14 protein-coding genes, 1 tRNA gene and 1 pseudogene are annotated in these 16,092 nt (G+C 63.3%); 7 read left to right on the top strand and 9 right to left on the bottom strand.

The window, feature by feature from the left end; genetic code table 11:
• Positions 1–9: 9 nt before the first annotated feature.
• From CQW31_RS22665 to dapA, 5 genes are all read right to left on the bottom strand, one after another.
• Positions 10–99 (bottom strand) — tRNA-Ser (locus CQW31_RS22665).
• Between the two features lie 91 nt (positions 100–190).
• The gene (purC, locus tag CQW31_RS22660; RefSeq protein WP_011535129.1) at positions 191–901 is read right to left on the bottom strand and encodes a phosphoribosylaminoimidazolesuccinocarboxamide synthase; all 711 of its coding nucleotides are present in this window, start codon (positions 899–901) and stop codon (positions 191–193) included.
• 29 nt (positions 902–930) lie between these two features.
• A complete protein-coding gene (locus CQW31_RS22655; protein WP_054883373.1) occupies positions 931–1,689 on the bottom strand; it encodes an MBL fold metallo-hydrolase in 759 nt (252 codons plus the stop codon).
• On the bottom strand, positions 1,690–2,808 hold the full coding sequence (bamC, locus tag CQW31_RS22650; protein WP_099815436.1) for an outer membrane protein assembly factor BamC: 1,119 nt from the start codon (positions 2,806–2,808) through the stop codon (positions 1,690–1,692).
• A gap of 15 nt (positions 2,809–2,823) precedes the next feature.
• Positions 2,824–3,711, bottom strand: coding sequence for a 4-hydroxy-tetrahydrodipicolinate synthase (gene dapA / locus CQW31_RS22645; RefSeq protein ID WP_054883375.1), 888 nt, complete (start codon positions 3,709–3,711; stop codon positions 2,824–2,826).
• A 260-nt stretch (positions 3,712–3,971) separates the two neighbouring features.
• On the opposite strand from dapA, the gene CQW31_RS22640 reads away from it, so the two are divergent.
• Together CQW31_RS22640 and CQW31_RS22635 are read left to right on the top strand one after the other, a co-directional pair.
• Complete coding sequence (locus tag CQW31_RS22640) at positions 3,972–4,532, top strand: glycine cleavage system protein R (protein WP_013973793.1); 561 nt, start codon at positions 3,972–3,974, stop codon at positions 4,530–4,532.
• A gap of 11 nt (positions 4,533–4,543) precedes the next feature.
• Positions 4,544–5,017 carry a peroxiredoxin gene (locus CQW31_RS22635; RefSeq protein ID WP_054883376.1) on the top strand — a complete coding sequence of 158 codons (474 nt, stop codon included), beginning with the start codon at positions 4,544–4,546 and terminating at the stop codon, positions 5,015–5,017.
• Between the two features lie 164 nt (positions 5,018–5,181).
• On the opposite strand, the gene CQW31_RS22630 is transcribed toward CQW31_RS22635, so the two are convergent.
• Together CQW31_RS22630 and CQW31_RS22625 are read right to left on the bottom strand one after the other, a co-directional pair.
• Positions 5,182–6,252, bottom strand: coding sequence for an AI-2E family transporter (locus tag CQW31_RS22630; RefSeq protein ID WP_054883377.1), 1,071 nt, complete (start codon positions 6,250–6,252; stop codon positions 5,182–5,184).
• Positions 6,253–6,271: 19 nt separating this feature from the next.
• The gene (locus CQW31_RS22625) at positions 6,272–6,511 is read right to left on the bottom strand and encodes a sulfurtransferase TusA family protein (protein WP_054883378.1); all 240 of its coding nucleotides are present in this window, start codon (positions 6,509–6,511) and stop codon (positions 6,272–6,274) included.
• A gap of 117 nt (positions 6,512–6,628) precedes the next feature.
• Here CQW31_RS22625 and CQW31_RS22620 point away from each other — a divergent pair, with 117 nt between their 5' ends.
• Positions 6,629–8,065, top strand: coding sequence for a M48 family metalloprotease (locus CQW31_RS22620; protein ID WP_099815435.1), 1,437 nt, complete (start codon positions 6,629–6,631; stop codon positions 8,063–8,065).
• A gap of 117 nt (positions 8,066–8,182) precedes the next feature.
• Here the strand turns inward: CQW31_RS22620 and nadA are convergent, their stop codons facing one another.
• Positions 8,183–9,241, bottom strand: coding sequence for a quinolinate synthase NadA (nadA, locus tag CQW31_RS22615; RefSeq protein WP_054883380.1), 1,059 nt, complete (start codon positions 9,239–9,241; stop codon positions 8,183–8,185).
• A gap of 294 nt (positions 9,242–9,535) precedes the next feature.
• A complete protein-coding gene (locus CQW31_RS22610; protein WP_099815434.1) occupies positions 9,536–11,044 on the bottom strand; it encodes a YdgA family protein in 1,509 nt (502 codons plus the stop codon).
• Between the two features lie 466 nt (positions 11,045–11,510).
• Between CQW31_RS22610 and CQW31_RS22605 the strand changes: the two genes are divergently transcribed.
• From CQW31_RS22605 to CQW31_RS22595, 4 genes and pseudogenes are all read left to right on the top strand, one after another.
• On the top strand, positions 11,511–12,863 hold the full coding sequence (locus CQW31_RS22605; RefSeq protein ID WP_099815433.1) for an APC family permease: 1,353 nt from the start codon (positions 11,511–11,513) through the stop codon (positions 12,861–12,863).
• Between the two features lie 66 nt (positions 12,864–12,929).
• Positions 12,930–14,138 (top strand): annotated as a pseudogene (locus tag CQW31_RS32215) (HAMP domain-containing protein); the annotation flags it as partial.
• A 102-nt stretch (positions 14,139–14,240) separates the two neighbouring features.
• Positions 14,241–14,996 carry a methyl-accepting chemotaxis protein gene (locus CQW31_RS32210; RefSeq protein ID WP_371858390.1) on the top strand — a complete coding sequence of 252 codons (756 nt, stop codon included), beginning with the start codon at positions 14,241–14,243 and terminating at the stop codon, positions 14,994–14,996.
• A 132-nt stretch (positions 14,997–15,128) separates the two neighbouring features.
• Entirely contained in the window at positions 15,129–16,088 is a 960-nt protein-coding gene (locus CQW31_RS22595) for a cation diffusion facilitator family transporter (RefSeq protein WP_054883384.1), read from the top strand.
• Positions 16,089–16,092 lie beyond the last annotated feature (4 nt).

Below are 16,092 nucleotides of genomic sequence, written 5' to 3'. Positions count from 1 at the left end.
CATCTTGTATGGCGGAGAGATAGGGATTTGAACCCTAGGTACTGTTGCCAGTACAACGGATTTCGAATCCGTCCCGTTCGACCACTCCGGCATCTCTCCAATGCCGCGCATCATACCAGCGTTTTCTTGAAACGCAAATCTTTTTTCCAAAAAAATCGCGTGGTATCAGACGCTTGCGTGAACGTGCGGGTTACAGCGGCACGCCCAGGCGCTTGGCAACTTCTTCGTAGGCCTCGATCACGTCGCCCAGCCCCTGACGGAAGCGGTCCTTGTCCATCTTCTTGCGGGTTTCCTTGTCCCACAGGCGGCAGCCGTCCGGGCTGAACTCGTCGCCCAGGACGATCTGGCCGTGGAACACACCGAATTCCAGCTTGAAGTCGACCAGCAGCAGGCCGGCGTCATCGAACAGCTTGCTCAGCACTTCGTTGACTTTCAGCGACAGCTTCTTCATCTCGACCAGCTGCTCGGCGGTACCCCAGCCGAAAGCGACAACGTGGGATTCGTTGATGAACGGGTCACCCTTCTCGTCGTTCTTCAGGAACAGTTCGAAGGTGGACGGCTCCAGCTTGATGCCCTCCTCCACGCCCAGGCGCTTGACCAGGCTGCCGGCGGCGTAGTTGCGCACCACGCACTCGACCGGGATCATGTCCAGCTTCTTCACCAGGCACTCGTTGTCGCCCAGCAGTTTGTCGAACTGGGTCGGCACGCCGGCTTCTTCGAGCTTCTGCATGATGAAGGCATTGAACTTGTTGTTCACCATGCCCTTGCGGTCGAGCTGCTCGATGCGCTTGCCATCGAACGCCGAAGTGTCGTTACGGAACAGCAGGATCAAGCGGTCGGCGTCGTCGGTCTTGTAAACCGATTTGGCCTTGCCGCGGTAGAGTTCGTCGCGTTTTTCCATGATTGGGCTCCGCTTGCTGAGGTGTTGGGCTAGGCGATTTCGCGCCAGTCGAGCCCGTGTTCCTGATTCGCCACCTGGAGCCAGTCCGGGTCGCACCCAAGGGTGTCGACGAAGCACTGACGGGCCAAGTGTGGCAGGTTGTTCTTGCTGCTGAGGTGGGCCAGCACCAGGTGCTGCAAGGTGTTCCAGCCCAACTCCTGCACCAGGCGCGCAGCCTGGTGATTGTTCAAATGTCCTTGCATGCCACCTACCCGCTGCTTCAGGAAGGCCGGGTAGTGACCGCGCGCGAGCAGCTCGCGGCAGTGGTTGGCTTCGATCAGCAGTGCGTCCAGGCCCCGGTAGCGCTCGAGCAGCAGCGCATCGTACGACCCCAGGTCGGTGAGCATGCCGAAACGCCGGCGGCCGTCGCTGAACACGTACTGCAACGGTTCGTAGGCGTCGTGCTCGACCCGTGCCGGGCTCACTTCCAGCCCACCGATCTGCAGCTGCTGGCCACACGCGAGAAAACCGGCCACCTCAACCGGCTTGCGCATGCCGCGCAATGTGCCTTGGCTGAGGTAGACCGGTACATTGTAGCGCCGCGACAGCAACCCCACCCCATGCACGTGGTCGGCATGTTCATGGGTGACCAGCACAGCGCTCAGTTGTGCCGCCGACACCCCGAGCAGCGCCAGGCGCCGCTCGGTTTCACGCAGGGAAAAGCCGCAATCGACCAGGATGAACGTGTCACCACTGGCGATCAGCGTGCCATTTCCCTGGCTGCCGCTTCCGAGTACCGCGAAGCGCACTTAGCCCAGGTGGTCCTGAATGGCGCTCAGCACGCGGCGGGCGACGTCGGCCGGGGCCACGGTGTTGATGTTCTTCTCGACGGTGACCTGCACGCTTTCGCCCACCTTGCTCAGGCGTACCTGATAACGCTCGGCGCGGGCTTCACGCTCTTCCTTGGTCGGAGCACTGCCGAACACACGGCTGAAGAAGCCAGGCTCGTTCTGCTTGTCGTCAGGCTTTTCCGACAGGTTGATGTAGTACAGGCCCAGGCTGCGGTTGATGTCCTCGACACGCCACTGGCCATCTTGCTCCAGGGCCCGGCCCACGCCAGACCAGGCACGGTCCAGGTCCGAGCCGAGGAACAGCACCGGGTTGCCGCTGCCGTCTTCGCTCAGGGTGACACGGCTAGGCGCGTCGAAGTCACGCGCAGCCAGCAGCGATACCGAACCGCCCTTCTCGGCGCTGCGGCTCATGCTGGCAAGCATTTCGTCGACCAGCAGCGCGTCGGCCCCGGTGTTGGCCGAAGTGGACGGGAACGCAGTGTCGGCGGTGCTGCCGGCCGGGCGCTCGACGCTGACGATGTACACCTCGGAGGTGTTGCGCTGCACGCCGGGCTCGATACGAACACGCACACGCACTTCGCTGTCGCCACTGCTGGCAGTGCTCGACAGACGCTGGCCGAGCGATGCCGACAGTTCGTCGAAACGCTGCCAGGTGGTGCTGAACTCACCGGTCTGCGGGCGCTCGTCAGCGATGCGGAAACCATTGTCCTCGAAGAACTGGTGCGCCACCGGCCATACTTCGGCCGGCGAATGCTGGGCCAGCACCCAGCGGCTGCTGCCGCTGCGTTGCAGGGTGTAGTCGCTGGCTTCGGCGCCAGCGGTGAGTGGCTGCGGGCGCGGCACTTCGAACTCGCCAGTGGCATGATCGTCGGCGACGTTGCGCGGGATCGGCAGCAACGGATCGAGGCGCTTGACGTTGCCGGCGTCTGGCGGCAACTGCATCGGCGCGGTCGGGTGCGCCTGCAGGTAATCGCTGCCGCGGTCGCGGAAATAGCCATCCTCGCCCCACAGCCAGCCACACCCACTGGTGCTGGAAATAATCAGGGCGAGTGCGGAAAGACCAGCCAGTCGCTTCATGCGGTGTACTTCCTCTTAAACCAGTACGCCGGACTGGCGCAAGGCAGTACGGACTTTTTCGTGGCAACCTTCGCTCAGCCAGGTCAGCGGCAGGCGAATGCCCTTGTGCATCAGGCCCATTTCCACCAGCGCCCACTTGACAGGGATCGGGTTGGCTTCGCAGAACAGGTCTTTGTGCAGCGGCATGAGTTTTTCGTTGATAGCGCGGGCCTTCTCGGCATTGCCCTCAAGGGCGGCCTCGCACAGGTCGGCCATGCCGCGCGGGGCGACGTTGGCGGTGACGGAAATGTTGCCCTTGCCGCCCATCAGGATCAGCTCGACGGCAGTCGGGTCATCGCCGGACAGGACGATGAAATCCTTGTCGACACCCTCGAGAATGGCCTTGGCACGGGCCAGGTCGCCGGTGGCTTCCTTGATGCCGATGATGTTCTTGACCTTCGACAGGCGGATCACGGTCTCGGCCTGCATGTCGCAGGAGGTGCGACCGGGCACGTTGTAGAGGATCTGCGGAATGTCGACGGCTTCGGCAATGTGCTTGAAGTGCTGGTACAGGCCTTCCTGGGTCGGCTTGTTGTAGTACGGCACGACCAGCAGGCAGGCGTCGGCGCCGGCATTCTTGGCGTTCTGGGTCAGGTGCACGGCTTCTGTGGTGGAGTTCGCACCGGTGCCGGCGATCACCGGGATCGGCTTGTTGCTGCGCTTGACGCGCTCGACCACGTGCTTGATGACCAGGATGTGCTCTTCGACATCGAGCGTGGCCGACTCACCGGTGGTGCCGACTGCGACGATCGCGTGGGTGCCGTTTTCCAGGTGGAAGTCTACAAGTTTGTCGAGGCTGACCCAGTCCAGACGCCCTTGTGCATCCATGGGTGTGACCAACGCCACCATACTGCCCGCAATCATGTAACTGCTCCTGCCGGAAAAAGAGAGCGGTAATGGTACTGGGGGCATCGGCCTTGCACAAGCGAAGCAGGCGGGCGGAGCATTCCCCTCGGCGCCTTATTTCGCTACCCTTGATCCTTTGATCGGTGCAGCGCGGCCCGCCGGGCCGCCGACCCTGCTCCCCGGCCAGCGTCCACGTCCTCGCATGCGAGCCCCGGGCCCTGCCGACAGGAGGCTTTCGCCCGTCCTGCACCGACCGCTCATCGCTTTAGGAATGCTGCATGTCCACCCCCACCGTCCGCGAACAATTCCTTGTCATCAGCGCCTTGGGCCCCAACCCAATGGAGCTGGCCAACGTCCTCAGCCGCGCCGCCTTCGAAAACCGCTGCGCGGTGGTCACATCGCGCCTGAGCCGCCACGGCGAGACCAGCGCCCTGGTGCTGCAGGTAGGCGGCAGCTGGGATGCCCTGGCACGCCTCGAAGCCATGCTCCCGGGCCTGGGCAAGAAACACGGCCTGACCCTCGACGTGGTGCGCAGCGCCGACCAGGAAGTGCGCCCGCAGGCCCTGCCCTATGTGGCCTACGTCAGCGCCGCCTATCGCCCGGACATCATCAACGAGCTGTGCCAGTTCTTCCTCGACCACCGCGTCGAGCTCGAAGCCATGACCTGCGATACCTACCTGGCGCCGCAGACTGGCAGCAGCATGCTCAACGCCCAGTTCACCGTGATCCTGCCGGCTGGCACGCAGATCAGCTGGCTGCGCGACCAGTTCCTGGACTTCGCCGATGCCCTGAACCTCGATGCGCTGATCGAGCCATGGCGTCCACAGAACCCCATGTAAGGAAACCGACCATGGCAGTAGCTCTCGACCAACCCGTCGCCGACTTCCAGGCCCAGGCCACCAGCGGCCAGACCGTCAGCCTTGCCGAGCTCAAGGGCCAGCAGGTCGTGGTGTACTTCTATCCAAAGGACAGCACCCCGGGCTGCACCACCGAAGGCCAGGGTTTCCGCGACCAGCATGATGCCTTTGCCGCCGCCAACACCGTGGTGTTCGGCGTGTCACGCGATGGCATCAAGTCGCATGAAAACTTCAAGGCCAAGCAAGGCTTCCCGTTCGAGCTGATCAGCGACAAGGACGAGGCCCTGTGCCAACTGTTCGACGTGATCAAGCTGAAGAAGCTGTATGGCAAGGAATACCTGGGCGTCGATCGCAGCACGTTCCTGATCGACAAGGATGGCGTACTGCGTCAGCAATGGCGTGGCGTGAAAGTACCGGGGCATGTGGATGCCGTGCTGGCAGCGGCCCAGGCCTTGAATAAAGCCTGAGTTTGACTGGGGCTGCTTTGCAGCCCTTCGCGGGCACGCCCGCTCCCACAAGGACTTGCACGATTCCTGTGGCAGCAACTGTCTTGCCCACATGTTGAAAGCTGGCGCCATTCCTGTGGGAGCGGGCGTGCCCGCGAAGGGCCGCAAAGCGGCCCCAGTTACATTCACAACATCGGCGAGACGCTCGGCTCCTGCCGAGGCCAGGCATCCAGCACAGCCTTGATCAAGGTCGCCAGCGGGATCGCAAAGAAGATCCCCCAGAAGCCCCACAGCCCCCCAAACAGCAGCACCGCGCAGATGATCGCCACCGGGTGCAGGCTCACCGCCTCGGAGAACAGCAGCGGCACCAGCACGTTGCCATCCAGCGCCTGGATGATCGCGTACACCGTCATCAGGAAAATGAACTGGTCGCCCCAGCCCCACTGGAACAGCGCGATCAACGTCACCGGCACGGTCACGACCACCGCGCCCACGTAGGGCACCACCACCGACAACCCCACCAGCAGCGCCAGCAACGCGGCGTAATTGAGCCCCAGGCTGATGAAGGCTATGTAGGTGGCGATCCCGCAGATCAGGATTTCGATGCCCTTGCCGCGAATGTAATTGGCGATCTGCCGGTTCATCTCGCTACCCACGCGGTTCAGCAGGGTGCGCTGACGCGGCAGGTAACCACTGACCCAGCGCCCGATCAGCTCGCGGTCCTTGAGGAAGAAGAACACCAGGATCGGCACCAGCACCAGGTAGATCATCGCGTTGACCAATAGCGGCAGGCTCGACAGCGAGAAGGTCAGCGCCCACTGCCCGAACTTGCCGATTTCGCCGCGCACCGACTCGATCGCATGCAACACCTGCTCGTCCGACACCAGGTGCGGATAACGCTCCGGCAGCAATAGCAGCAATGACTGCCATTTGCCGAGCATCCCCGGCAATTCGTTGAACAGCGTAATCAGCTGATGCCAGAGCAGCGGCACCAGCACCAGCATGAACACCGCCAGCGCCCCCATGAACAGGGCGAACACCAGCATCACCGCGAACCGGGTCGGCATCCGCATGCGCTCCAGGGCATTGACCAGGCCCTGCATCAGGAATGCCAGGACCATACCGGCCAGCACGGGCGCCAGCATGCCGCCGAGGGTGAGCACTGCGGTGAAGGCGAGGAACAGCAGGACCGCCAGCACCACCGCTTCCTCATCGGAGAAGTAGCGCTCTATCCAGTCGCGAAGCACTTTGAACATTGACGATCCTTCGGTTGGCTCAGGCCTTGCGGAGCCAGTAGGTATAGGTACCGGCCTCGGCCGTTTCTTGCAGCAGGGTATGACCGGCAAGCTTGGCGAAAGTGCGGAAGTCGCGCTGCGAACCTGCATCGGTGGCGACGACTTTGAGGATCGCACCGCTGGCCAGGCGATTGAGTTCCATCTTCGCCTTGAGCAGCGGCAACGGGCAGTTCAGCCCGCTGGCGTCGAGTTCGGCGTCGCAGGTCAGGGGGTCACTCATCGGGTGCGTCTCCAGGGCGAGGCAGAAAGTCTTGGGGAAAGCTCGGTAGCATACCGCCACTGGTCGGCTCCGCGCGACCCGGCTACAGTAAGGCTTTTCATCGACGCGAGCTTCTGCATGAATCTACTGCGCCCTACCCTGCTGGCGCTGGCCTGCCTCATGGCCCTTCCAGGCCACGCCGACGACCTGCCGTCACTGGGCGACGCCAGTTCCGCCATCGTTTCACCCAAGCAGGAGCACGACCTTGGCCGCGCCTGGCTGAGCCTGCTGCGCGGCCAGGTCAACCAACTCAACGACCCACAGCTCAAGGACTACGTCGAAACCACCGTCTACCGCCTGGCCGAAACCAGCCAGCTGCAGGACCGACGCCTGGAATTCATCCTCATCGACAGCCGCGAACTCAACGCCTTTGCCGCGCCGGGCGGCATCGTCGGCGTCAACGGCGGCTTGTTCCTCAATGCCCAGACCGAAGGCGAATATGCCTCGGTGCTGGCGCACGAACTCGCGCACTTGTCGCAACGCCACTTCGCCCGCGGTGTCGAGGCCCAGCAGCGCATGCAACTGCCGATGATGGCGGCCCTGCTGGCTGGCATCGTGCTGGCGGCGGGCGGCGCCGGTGATGCCGGCATCGGCATGATCGCCGGTACCCAGGCGGCGGCTCTCCAGGAACAACGGCGCTTCTCGCGGCAGAACGAACAGGAAGCCGACCGCGTGGGCATCCAGAACCTGGAAAGGGCCGGCTACGACCCGCGCAACATGCCGACCATGTTCGAGCGCCTGGCGCGCCAGTACCGCTACGATGCCAAGCCGCCAGAATTCCTGTTGACTCACCCGGTAACCGAATCGCGTATCGCCGACACCCGCAACCGCGCCGAGCAGGCGCCCAAAGGCGGCGTCGAGGACAGCCAACGCTACCAGCTGATCCGCGCCCGCGTGGCACTCACTTACGAGGGCACCCCAGGTCTGGCAGCCAAGCGCTTCCGCGCCCAGCTCGACGAAGATCCAAAACTCGATGCCGCCCGCTATGGCCTGGCCCTGGCGCAGATCAAGGGTGGCCAGCTCAACGAAGCGCGAGAAAACCTCAAGCCATTGCTGGCCAAAGCGCCCAACGACATTACCTACAACCTGGCGCAGATCGACCTGGATATCACCAACAACCGCCTGGCCGACGCACAGCAACGTGCCGAGCGCATGCAGGGGCTATACCCGGCCAACTACCCGCTGAAACAGGTACGTGCCGACCTGCTGGTGAAGCAGAACAAGCCCGCCGAGGCCGAGAAGGTGCTGGAAGACCTGCTCAAGAGCCGACCGGATGACCCGGACGTCTGGTACGACATGGCGGAAGTGCGCGGGTTGTCGGGCAATACCATTGGGCTGCATCGGGCGCGCGCCGAATACTTCACGCTGGTGGGGGATTTCGACCAGGCGGTACAGCAGCTGGACTACGCCAAGCGGCGGGCGGGCGGCAACTTCCCGCTGGCTTCGCAGATCGACCAGCGCCAGCGCGAAATCATGGAGCAGAAGCGCATGGTTCAGGAAATGATGGGCCGCTGAGATCCTGGGGCCGCTTTGCGCCCCATTCGCGACACAAGGCCGCTCCTGCATGGGTACGCGATCGCCTGTAGGAGCGGCCTTGTGTCGCGAATGGGCCGCAAAGCGGCCCCAGCAATCTCAAGCGTTACCGGAGAGCTTCAGGCGAGCCGCCTGGGTAAAGTCGAGCATGCGGTTCAGCGGCTTGATGGCCTTCGGTACCAGCGCCGGGTCAACGAAGATCTCGTTGCTCCCGTGCCGCAGGCAATCCAGCACCCGCTCCAGGGTATTCATCGCCATCCACGGGCAATGCGCGCAGCTGCGGCAGGCCGCGCCGTTGCCGGCCGTCGGCGCTTCGACGAATTCCTTGTCAGGGCACAGCTGCTGCATCTTGTAGAAGATGCCGCGGTCAGTGGCGACGATGAAGGTCTTGTTCGGCAGGGTTTGCGCTGCCTTGATCAGCTGGCTGGTCGAGCCCACCGCGTCGGCCAGCTCGATGACCGCTTCCGGCGACTCCGGGTGTACCAGGATGGCGGCATCCGGGTACAGCGCCTTCATATCGGCCAGCTGGCGCGACTTGAACTCTTCGTGAACGATGCAGGCACCGTCCCACAGCAGCATGTCGGCACCGGTCTGCTTCTGGATGTAACGGCCAAGGTGCTGGTCCGGGCCCCAGATAATGGTCTCACCGTTATCCATCAGGCTTTCGACGATCTCCAGCGCGCAGCTGGAGGTCACCACCCAGTCCGCCCGTGCCTTCACCGCAGCAGAGGTATTCGCATAAACCACCACGGTACGCTCGGGGTGCTGGTCGCAGAAGGCCGAGAACTCTTCGACCGGGCAGCCCAGGTCGAGCGAACAGGTGGCCTCCAGGGTCGGCATCAACACGCGTTTTTCCGGGGTGAGGATCTTGGCGGTTTCGCCCATGAAGCGCACACCCGCGACGATCACCGTCTCGGCAGGGTGGTTCTTGCCGAAGCGGGCCATTTCCAGCGAGTCGGACACGCAACCGCCCGTCTCTTCAGCCAGCGCCTGGATGACCGGGTCGCAGTAATAGTGGGCTACCAGCACGGCGTTCTGGGCTTTCAGCTCGGCAGCGATGGCCGCACGGTATTCGGCCTCCTGCCCGGCGGTCAGCGGGTTGGGCTGCTTGGCGTCAAGGTGGGCCTGAACCAACAGGCGTTCGGAAATCTGGGTCATGATCGCTGGACCTGCAGGCGCGCGTGCGCGTCAAATCGAGTGTATCACCCGGCCCTGGCAGATCGGCTAGGGGTGCCGGACGGCAGGCGTGCCGCCACGGCCCTCTGCGGGCGCGGATTATTATCGGACGCCGAAGGCTACAGACAATCTGGGGAATTCAAAAGCGGTTTTTGTAATGCCTGTGCTGGCCTCTTCGCGGCTAAAGCCGCTCCCACAGACCTGTGCTGACCTCAGGCGCGAGGTGATCCCTGTGGGAGCGGCTTTAGCCGCGAAGAGGCCAGCACAGGCAGAACATCAGCCCTGCGGTTGCATGGCGGCAAAATGCGCCGCCAGCAACATGGCGAACGCTTCGACGGTCATCTTCTTGCCGTTGAAATCGACCATGCCATCGGCATAGTGCAGGCTCGACACCACATCGTTGCCCTGCACGGTGGCCAGGCCGCTCTGCAGCGCCATCATGCCGACCATCTCCCCGGCCTGGCCGGACTGCATGGCAATCGCCTGGGCATCGGTCTGCCCTTCCAGCAGCGCCTGCAAGGTCGCCAGGTCGCCGATCATCGGCTTGGACAAGGTCAGCTTGCTCTTCACTTCGGTGATCAGTTGCTTACTCAGCTGGTCTGGCGGCAGGTCGAACGAAGCCGGGTTGGAAAAGTCCATCGACAGTTCGAAGCGGCTCTCGCCATTGGCAGTGCGCAACGCCAGGTTCTCGATCGCCAGCTTGGGCTTGGAGGCCAGCAACTGTTGCAGATCGCCGTGGAACCGGGCTTTTTCCGCCTCATCCATCTGGATTTCCGGCACCGGTTGACCGGCAGCCTGGGCCGCTTCGAACTCCGGCAGGTGGGCCTGGTACCACTTCGACAATGACTGCAAGGCCGGCGCATTGAGCGACTTGATGCTCACGCCCATCTGCACATTGCCGACCGCACGGCCATCCCAGGTGATATCAGCCACCCGATAATCCACGCGACCCGCCACGGTGTCGGGGCCATCCAGGGTCTGCTGGACAGTCTGCTGGAGCCCCTTGAGCACCAGTTCCTGCTGCTTGTCACCCAAGGTCGCCCTGGCCTGCGCCAACAGCATGTCGACCTCGCCGACGTATACGGCGTCGTGCTTGCTGGCCGTAAGGTTGCCGCCAACCTTCAGGCCCGAAAGTTCGAGGGTGGTTGGCGGCTGGTCGTCGCCGACCAGCTTCATCTCGAAGCGATCCGCGCTGCCGTGGAATTTCGACGCCTTGCCTTCCTGATCACCGCTGACCTCCAGGGTCATGCCGGAGAAGTCCAGGCTGCTGCCATTGGCCTCGGTGTGCTTGAGCGGTGCCACGGTGATGGTGCTGTCGACGTTGCCAGCAAAGCCCAGGCTGGTATGCGCGCGGATCGGCGATTGCTCGCCTGCCGCAGCGAACCACGGGGCAGTCAGGTCATCCTTCTGCAAGCTGCTGTTGCTGGCGGCCAGCACGGGCATCAGTTGCAGCGCCTTGACCCGCGACCATGGGAACGGGCCGTGTTCGATCTGGTCGGTCATGCCCAGGTCGAAGCTGAGCACTTCGCCATGGCCGAGGTTGATGTCCTTGGCCTTGAGCCGATACTGCGCCGTGCTGCTGAACAGATGCTGATCGAGGGATACCAGCTCAACCGTCATGCTCCCGCCATGACTGACCAGGGCTTTTTTGAGCTGTTCGTTGCTGCGGCTGACAGCGTTTTCCAGCTCCCCCGGCAGTTGCTTGCCGGTGTACCAGGCGCCAGCGGTGGTCACGACGGCGATGGCGATGGCCAGGCCGCAAAGAATGCCTACTGATTTCTTCATGAATAGAACCGATCGATGTCCATATGGGCAGATTCGCAGCCAATCGGCTGCGAGGGGTGCAAAAGGATATCATTGCCGCGCCAGACGAGTGACGGCCTCAAGGCAGAAAGGATGAATTTGCGAAGCGTCCGACAATCGTTCATTTTTACGAACATCGAGCTCGCTCGAAACCGCAAAAAAACGCGCAAAAATCGAACATTCAGGGTGTTTACCTAATAAATATTTCAATTTCGCAACATCTTGTCATGTTTAACTTGACGCCTCCCTACCAATCGTTTTTTATTTTCACCACCTCGCTCAGCGCCCGATCCACGAAGAAGAAAAAGTCGCGCCGTCATGATGCTCGGATGCCCCTGCCCGCACGCTTCAACCTCCTCGCCAAGGCACTGCAAGCCTGACGTCGGCGCCTAGCCCGCGCCTATCTCTGCTCCAAACAAAAAGGTGAACAACATGGAGCCACACCAGCATGCAGCATGACCACAACGCCACCGGCAACGGCCAATTCCGTAAATCCCTGCGCCTCTGGCACGTGGTCATCATCGGTCTGGCGTACCTCACGCCGATGACCGTGTTCGACACGTTCGGCATCGTGTCCGGCGTTACCAACGGCCACGTTCCCAGTGCCTATCTGCTGGCCCTGGCCGGCGTTCTGTTCACCGCTGTGAGCTACGGCACACTGGTACGCCGGTTCCCGCAGTCCGGCTCCGCCTATACCTACACCCAACGCGCCATCAACCCGCACGTTGGCTTCCTGGTCGGCTGGTCTTCGCTGCTGGACTACCTCTTGCTGCCCATGGTCAACGCCCTGCTGGCCAAGCTCTACCTTTCGGCGATGTTCCCTGAAGTGCCGGCGTGGATGTGGGTGGCCGGCTTCGTCACCCTGATCAGCCTGATCAACATGCGCAGTATCAATCTGGTCGCGCACTTCAACCTGTTGTTCGTGGTGGTGCAGCTGATGATCATGTCGGTGTTCATCTACCTGTGCATTCGCGGCCTGGGTCAGGGCGAGGGGCTGGGGAGCACCTGGAGCCTGACCCCGTTCGCCGACCCGCAGACGCAACTCAGCGCCCTGGCTGCCGGTGCAACCATCCTGTGCTTCTCGTTCCTGGGCTTCGACGCAGTGACCTGCCTGTCCGAAGAAACCAAGGAGCCAGGCAAGATCATCCCGCGGGCGATCTTCCTCACCGCCCTGATCGGTGGCGTGGTGTTCATCGCCGTGTCGTACTTCATGCAGGCCTACTTCCCGACCAACGCACGCTTCCACGACCCGGAAGCAGCATTGCCGGAAATCGCCTTGTATGTCGGTGGCAAGCTGTTCCAGTCGGTTTTCATCGCCTGCACGGTGATCAACACCATCGCCTCGGGCCTGGCTTCGCAGACCAGCGTATCGCGCCTGCTGTATGTGATGGGCCGCGACAATGTGATCCCGAGCGGCGTGTTCGCCCGCCTGCACCCGCGCTACAAGACGCCAATCGTGAACATCGCCGTGGTCGGCGTGATCGCCCTCTCGGCAATCTTCTTCGACCTGGTCACCGCCACCTCGATCATCAACTTCGGCGCCCTGGTCGCGTTCAGCTTCGTCAACCTGTCGGTGATCTGCCACTGCTACCTGCGCGAGGGCAATCGCCAGGGGCTGGCCAACAAGATGAAGTACCTGGTGCTGCCAACCATCGGCTTCTGCATCATCGCCAAGCTCTGGCTCGACCTCAACGAGAACTCGTTGATCTTCGGCGGCCTCTGGGCACTGGCGGGGCTGCTGCACCTGGCGTGGCTGACCAAGGCCTTCCGGGTCTCGCCACCGAACTACGTCGCTGATTGACTCCAGCCACCGACAACGCCCGCGCCTGAACGCGGGCGTTGTTGTTGCCCGATAAGGAAAGTCCTCATGCTGCTGCGTCGCCTGTCCATCCAGTGGAAGATCACCCTGCTCACCGGCCTCTGCCTGCTGGTCATCGTCGCCTCGCTGGTCGCCAGCTCACTGACCCAGTCGCGGCGTAGCGCGGCGCTGGTCAACCAGGCCAGTACCGAAATGCTCGAACACAGCGCACGCCTGCGCCTGCAGGCCCACGCCGAAACCCAGGCGCTGCGCATCCAGCGCTACTTCATGGACGCCTACCAGTACGGCAACGGCTTCGCCCGCCTGGTACAGGTGCTCAAGGCCAAGGGCGGCACCGACCTGCGCGCCGAATTGACCCGCCAGGCCCATGCCAGCCTGGCCGGCAACCCGGACGTGATCGGCCTGTACCTGGTGTTCCAGCCCAATGCGCTCGACCATCTGGATAACCAGTTCATCGGCCAGGAGACCAGCGGCAGCAACGAAAGCGGGCGCTTCTCATTGTATTGGTCGCAACCTCGCCCAGGCACCCTGGACCTTGAGGCGATGCCCGAATCGATGCTGAACGACAATAGCCCTGGCACCAATGGCCTGGCCAGGAACCGCTGGCTGACCTGCCCGCAGGAAACCACCCGGGCCTGCGTGCTCGAACCCTACCTCGACGAGGTCAACGGCCACCAGGTGCTGATGACCAGCATCGCCCTGCCCCTGCTGGAAAACGGCAAGGTGGTGGGCGTGGTCGGTCTGGACATCGGCCTGGATAACCTCCAGCAACTGAGCCTGGATGGCCGCCAAGAGCTGTTCGATGGCCAGGGCCAGGTCAGCATCGTCAGCGCTGCCGGCCTGCTCGCAGGGCATAGCCGTGACGCCAGCAAGCTGGGCCAGCCGCTGGACAAAGAAGTGGACCAGGGCCTGCTGCGCGTCACCCGGCCGTTCGCGCCGATCCCCGACGCCACCCCGTGGCAGGTGCAACTGGAGCTGCCTGAGGCAGTGCTGCAAGCGCCGGCCCTGGCCCTCAACCAGCGCCTGGACGCTCATAACCAGAGCGCCAACCTGACCAGCCTGCTGATCGGCCTGGGCGCCGCCATCATCGGCCTGCTGCTGGTCTGGCTGACGGCGCGGGGCGTGACCCGGCCGATCCTCGCCGTGGCCGACCGGCTGAAAGACATCGCCAGTGGTGAAGGCGACCTGACCCGTCGCCTGGACTACGCCCGCCAGGACGAACTGGGCCAGCTGACAGGCTGGTTCAACCGCTTCCTCGACAAGCTCCAGCCGGTGATCGCCCAGGTCAAAGGCTCGCTGCTCGAAGCCCGCGGCACCGCCGACCAATCCGCCGCTATTGCCAGCCAGACCAGCAATGGCATGCAGCAACAGCAGCGGGAAATCGAACAGGTCGCCACCGCCGCCAACGAAATGAGCGCCACCGCTCAGGATGTCGCCCACAACGCGGCCCAGGCCGCCCAGGCTGCACGCGGCGCCGATCAGGCCAGCCGTGAAGGCTTGCAGTTGATCGCCAGCACCCGCCAGAGTATCGACCAACTGGCCACCGGCATGGACGCCGCCATGGGCGAGGCCCGAGCGCTGGAGCAGCGCAGCGAGCAGATCGGCTCGGTGCTTGAGGTGATCCGCGCCATTGCCGAGCAGACCAACCTGCTGGCGCTCAATGCCGCCATCGAAGCCGCTCGCGCAGGCGAGGCCGGGCGTGGCTTTGCCGTGGTCGCCGATGAAGTGCGCAGCCTGGCCCAGCGCACCCAGGTGTCGGTGGAAGAGATCCGCCAAGTGATCGAAGGGCTACAGCAAGGCACCCAGGACGTGGTTGGCGCCATGCATGAAGGCCAGCGCCAGGCTCAGGCCAGCGCCACGCGCATGGAGCAGGCGCTGCCCGCACTGGAGCGCATCGGCGAGGCCGTGGCGGTGATCAGCGACATGAACCTGCAGATTGCCTCGGCGGCCGAGGAGCAGAGCGCGGTGGCCGAGGAAGTGAACCGCAATGTGGCCGGGATTCGCGACGTGACCGAATCGCTCGCGGGCCAGGCGGATGAATCGGCACGCATCAGCCAGGCGCTAAATCGCCTGGCGAATCAACAGCAGGCATTGATGGAACAGTTTCGCGTCTAGCCTGTAAGGGCCTCTGCCCGCTCCCACAGGAATATCGCCCAGCGAGCTGCGCTGTATCTGTGGGAGCGGGTTCACCCGCGAAGGGGCCAGCACAGCCAACATAGAAACATCGCTATTTACCGAGCACACCCCATGCAAACCGCAACCCGTTCTTCCTTCTTCGATATCACCAGCGAACAGGGCCTGTTACGCACCTCGATCGCCGTTACCTTGTTCATCGCCACCATCGGTATCGGCTTCGGCCTGGCCTCCGGCTCTTTCTCGATCGTCTTCGACGGCGTCTATTCGCTGGTCGACGCCAGCATGAGCGGCCTGTCGCTGGTGGTGGTCAAACTGATCACCTCGCACGCCACCAGTCTGCAACTCTCGCGCAAGCTGCGCGAGCGCTTCACCATGGGCTTCTGGCACCTGGAGCCGATGGTCCTGGCACTCAATGGCATCCTGCTCAGCGGCGTCGCCATCTACGCGCTGATCAACGCAGTCAGCAGCCTGCTGCAAGGCGGCCGCCACCTGGAGTTCGGCATCGCCATGGTCTATGCGCTGCTGACCGTGGTCGCCTGCGCGACCATCGCCGTGGTGGAACATCGCGCCAACCGCAAGCTCAAGTCAGACTTCGTGCGCATGGACGTCAAAGGCTGGGTGATGTCGGCCAGCATCACCGCCGCCCTGTTGATTGCCTTCTGCTTTGGTTACGCCGTGCAGGGCACGCAATGGGAGTGGGTATCGCCGTACATCGACCCGGCGGTACTGGCACTGGTCTGCCTGGTGATCATTCCGCTGCCGCTGTCGGTGGTGCGTCAGGCGCTGTCAGAGATTTTTTTGGTGACACCGGGCGACCTCAAGCTGCATGTCGACACCATCGCCCGACAGTTCGTCGCCAGGCACGGCTTGAAGTCCTACAAGGCCTACGTGGCCAAGGTCGGGCGCTCACGCGAGATCGAACTCTATTTCATCGTGCCGGCGGACATGCCGCCGCGCTCGATCGCCGAGTGGGATGCCTTGCGTGACGAAGTCGGCGAGGCAGTCGGCGGCGAAGGCCCGGATCGCTGGATCACCGTGGTGTTCACCGGTGACCCGGCCTGGGCGGAGTAACCCC

Origin of the sequence: Pseudomonas sp. 382 (genome assembly GCF_002759075.1) — a bacterium.
In the GTDB taxonomy this organism is placed as follows: Bacteria; Pseudomonadota; Gammaproteobacteria; order Pseudomonadales; family Pseudomonadaceae; genus Aquipseudomonas; species Aquipseudomonas vlassakiae.
The sequence above is the reverse complement of the archived record's forward strand: the minus strand, read 5'-3'. Positions and strand labels throughout refer to the sequence as shown.

Bases quoted from the DNA above. Each gene is read 5' to 3' on its own strand.
- CQW31_RS22625 (WP_054883378.1), bottom strand. From the start codon at position 6,511: ATGAGTGACCCCCTGACCTGCGACGCCGAACTCGACGCCAGCGGGCTG.
- CQW31_RS32210 (WP_371858390.1), top strand. From the start codon at position 14,241: ATGCAGCAACAGCAGCGGGAAATCGAACAGGTCGCCACCGCCGCCAAC.
- purC (WP_011535129.1), bottom strand. From the start codon at position 901: ATGGAAAAACGCGACGAACTCTACCGCGGCAAGGCCAAATCGGTTTAC.
- CQW31_RS22610 (WP_099815434.1), bottom strand. From the start codon at position 11,044: ATGAAGAAATCAGTAGGCATTCTTTGCGGCCTGGCCATCGCCATCGCC.
- nadA (WP_054883380.1), bottom strand. From the start codon at position 9,241: ATGACCCAGATTTCCGAACGCCTGTTGGTTCAGGCCCACCTTGACGCC.
- bamC (WP_099815436.1), bottom strand. From the start codon at position 2,808: ATGAAGCGACTGGCTGGTCTTTCCGCACTCGCCCTGATTATTTCCAGC.
- CQW31_RS22605 (WP_099815433.1), top strand. From the start codon at position 11,511: ATGCAGCATGACCACAACGCCACCGGCAACGGCCAATTCCGTAAATCC.
- CQW31_RS22595 (WP_054883384.1), top strand. From the start codon at position 15,129: ATGCAAACCGCAACCCGTTCTTCCTTCTTCGATATCACCAGCGAACAG.
- CQW31_RS22630 (WP_054883377.1), bottom strand. From the start codon at position 6,252: ATGTTCAAAGTGCTTCGCGACTGGATAGAGCGCTACTTCTCCGATGAG.
- CQW31_RS22640 (WP_013973793.1), top strand. From the start codon at position 3,972: ATGTCCACCCCCACCGTCCGCGAACAATTCCTTGTCATCAGCGCCTTG.
- CQW31_RS22620 (WP_099815435.1), top strand. From the start codon at position 6,629: ATGAATCTACTGCGCCCTACCCTGCTGGCGCTGGCCTGCCTCATGGCC.
- CQW31_RS22635 (WP_054883376.1), top strand. From the start codon at position 4,544: ATGGCAGTAGCTCTCGACCAACCCGTCGCCGACTTCCAGGCCCAGGCC.
- dapA (WP_054883375.1), bottom strand. From the start codon at position 3,711: ATGATTGCGGGCAGTATGGTGGCGTTGGTCACACCCATGGATGCACAA.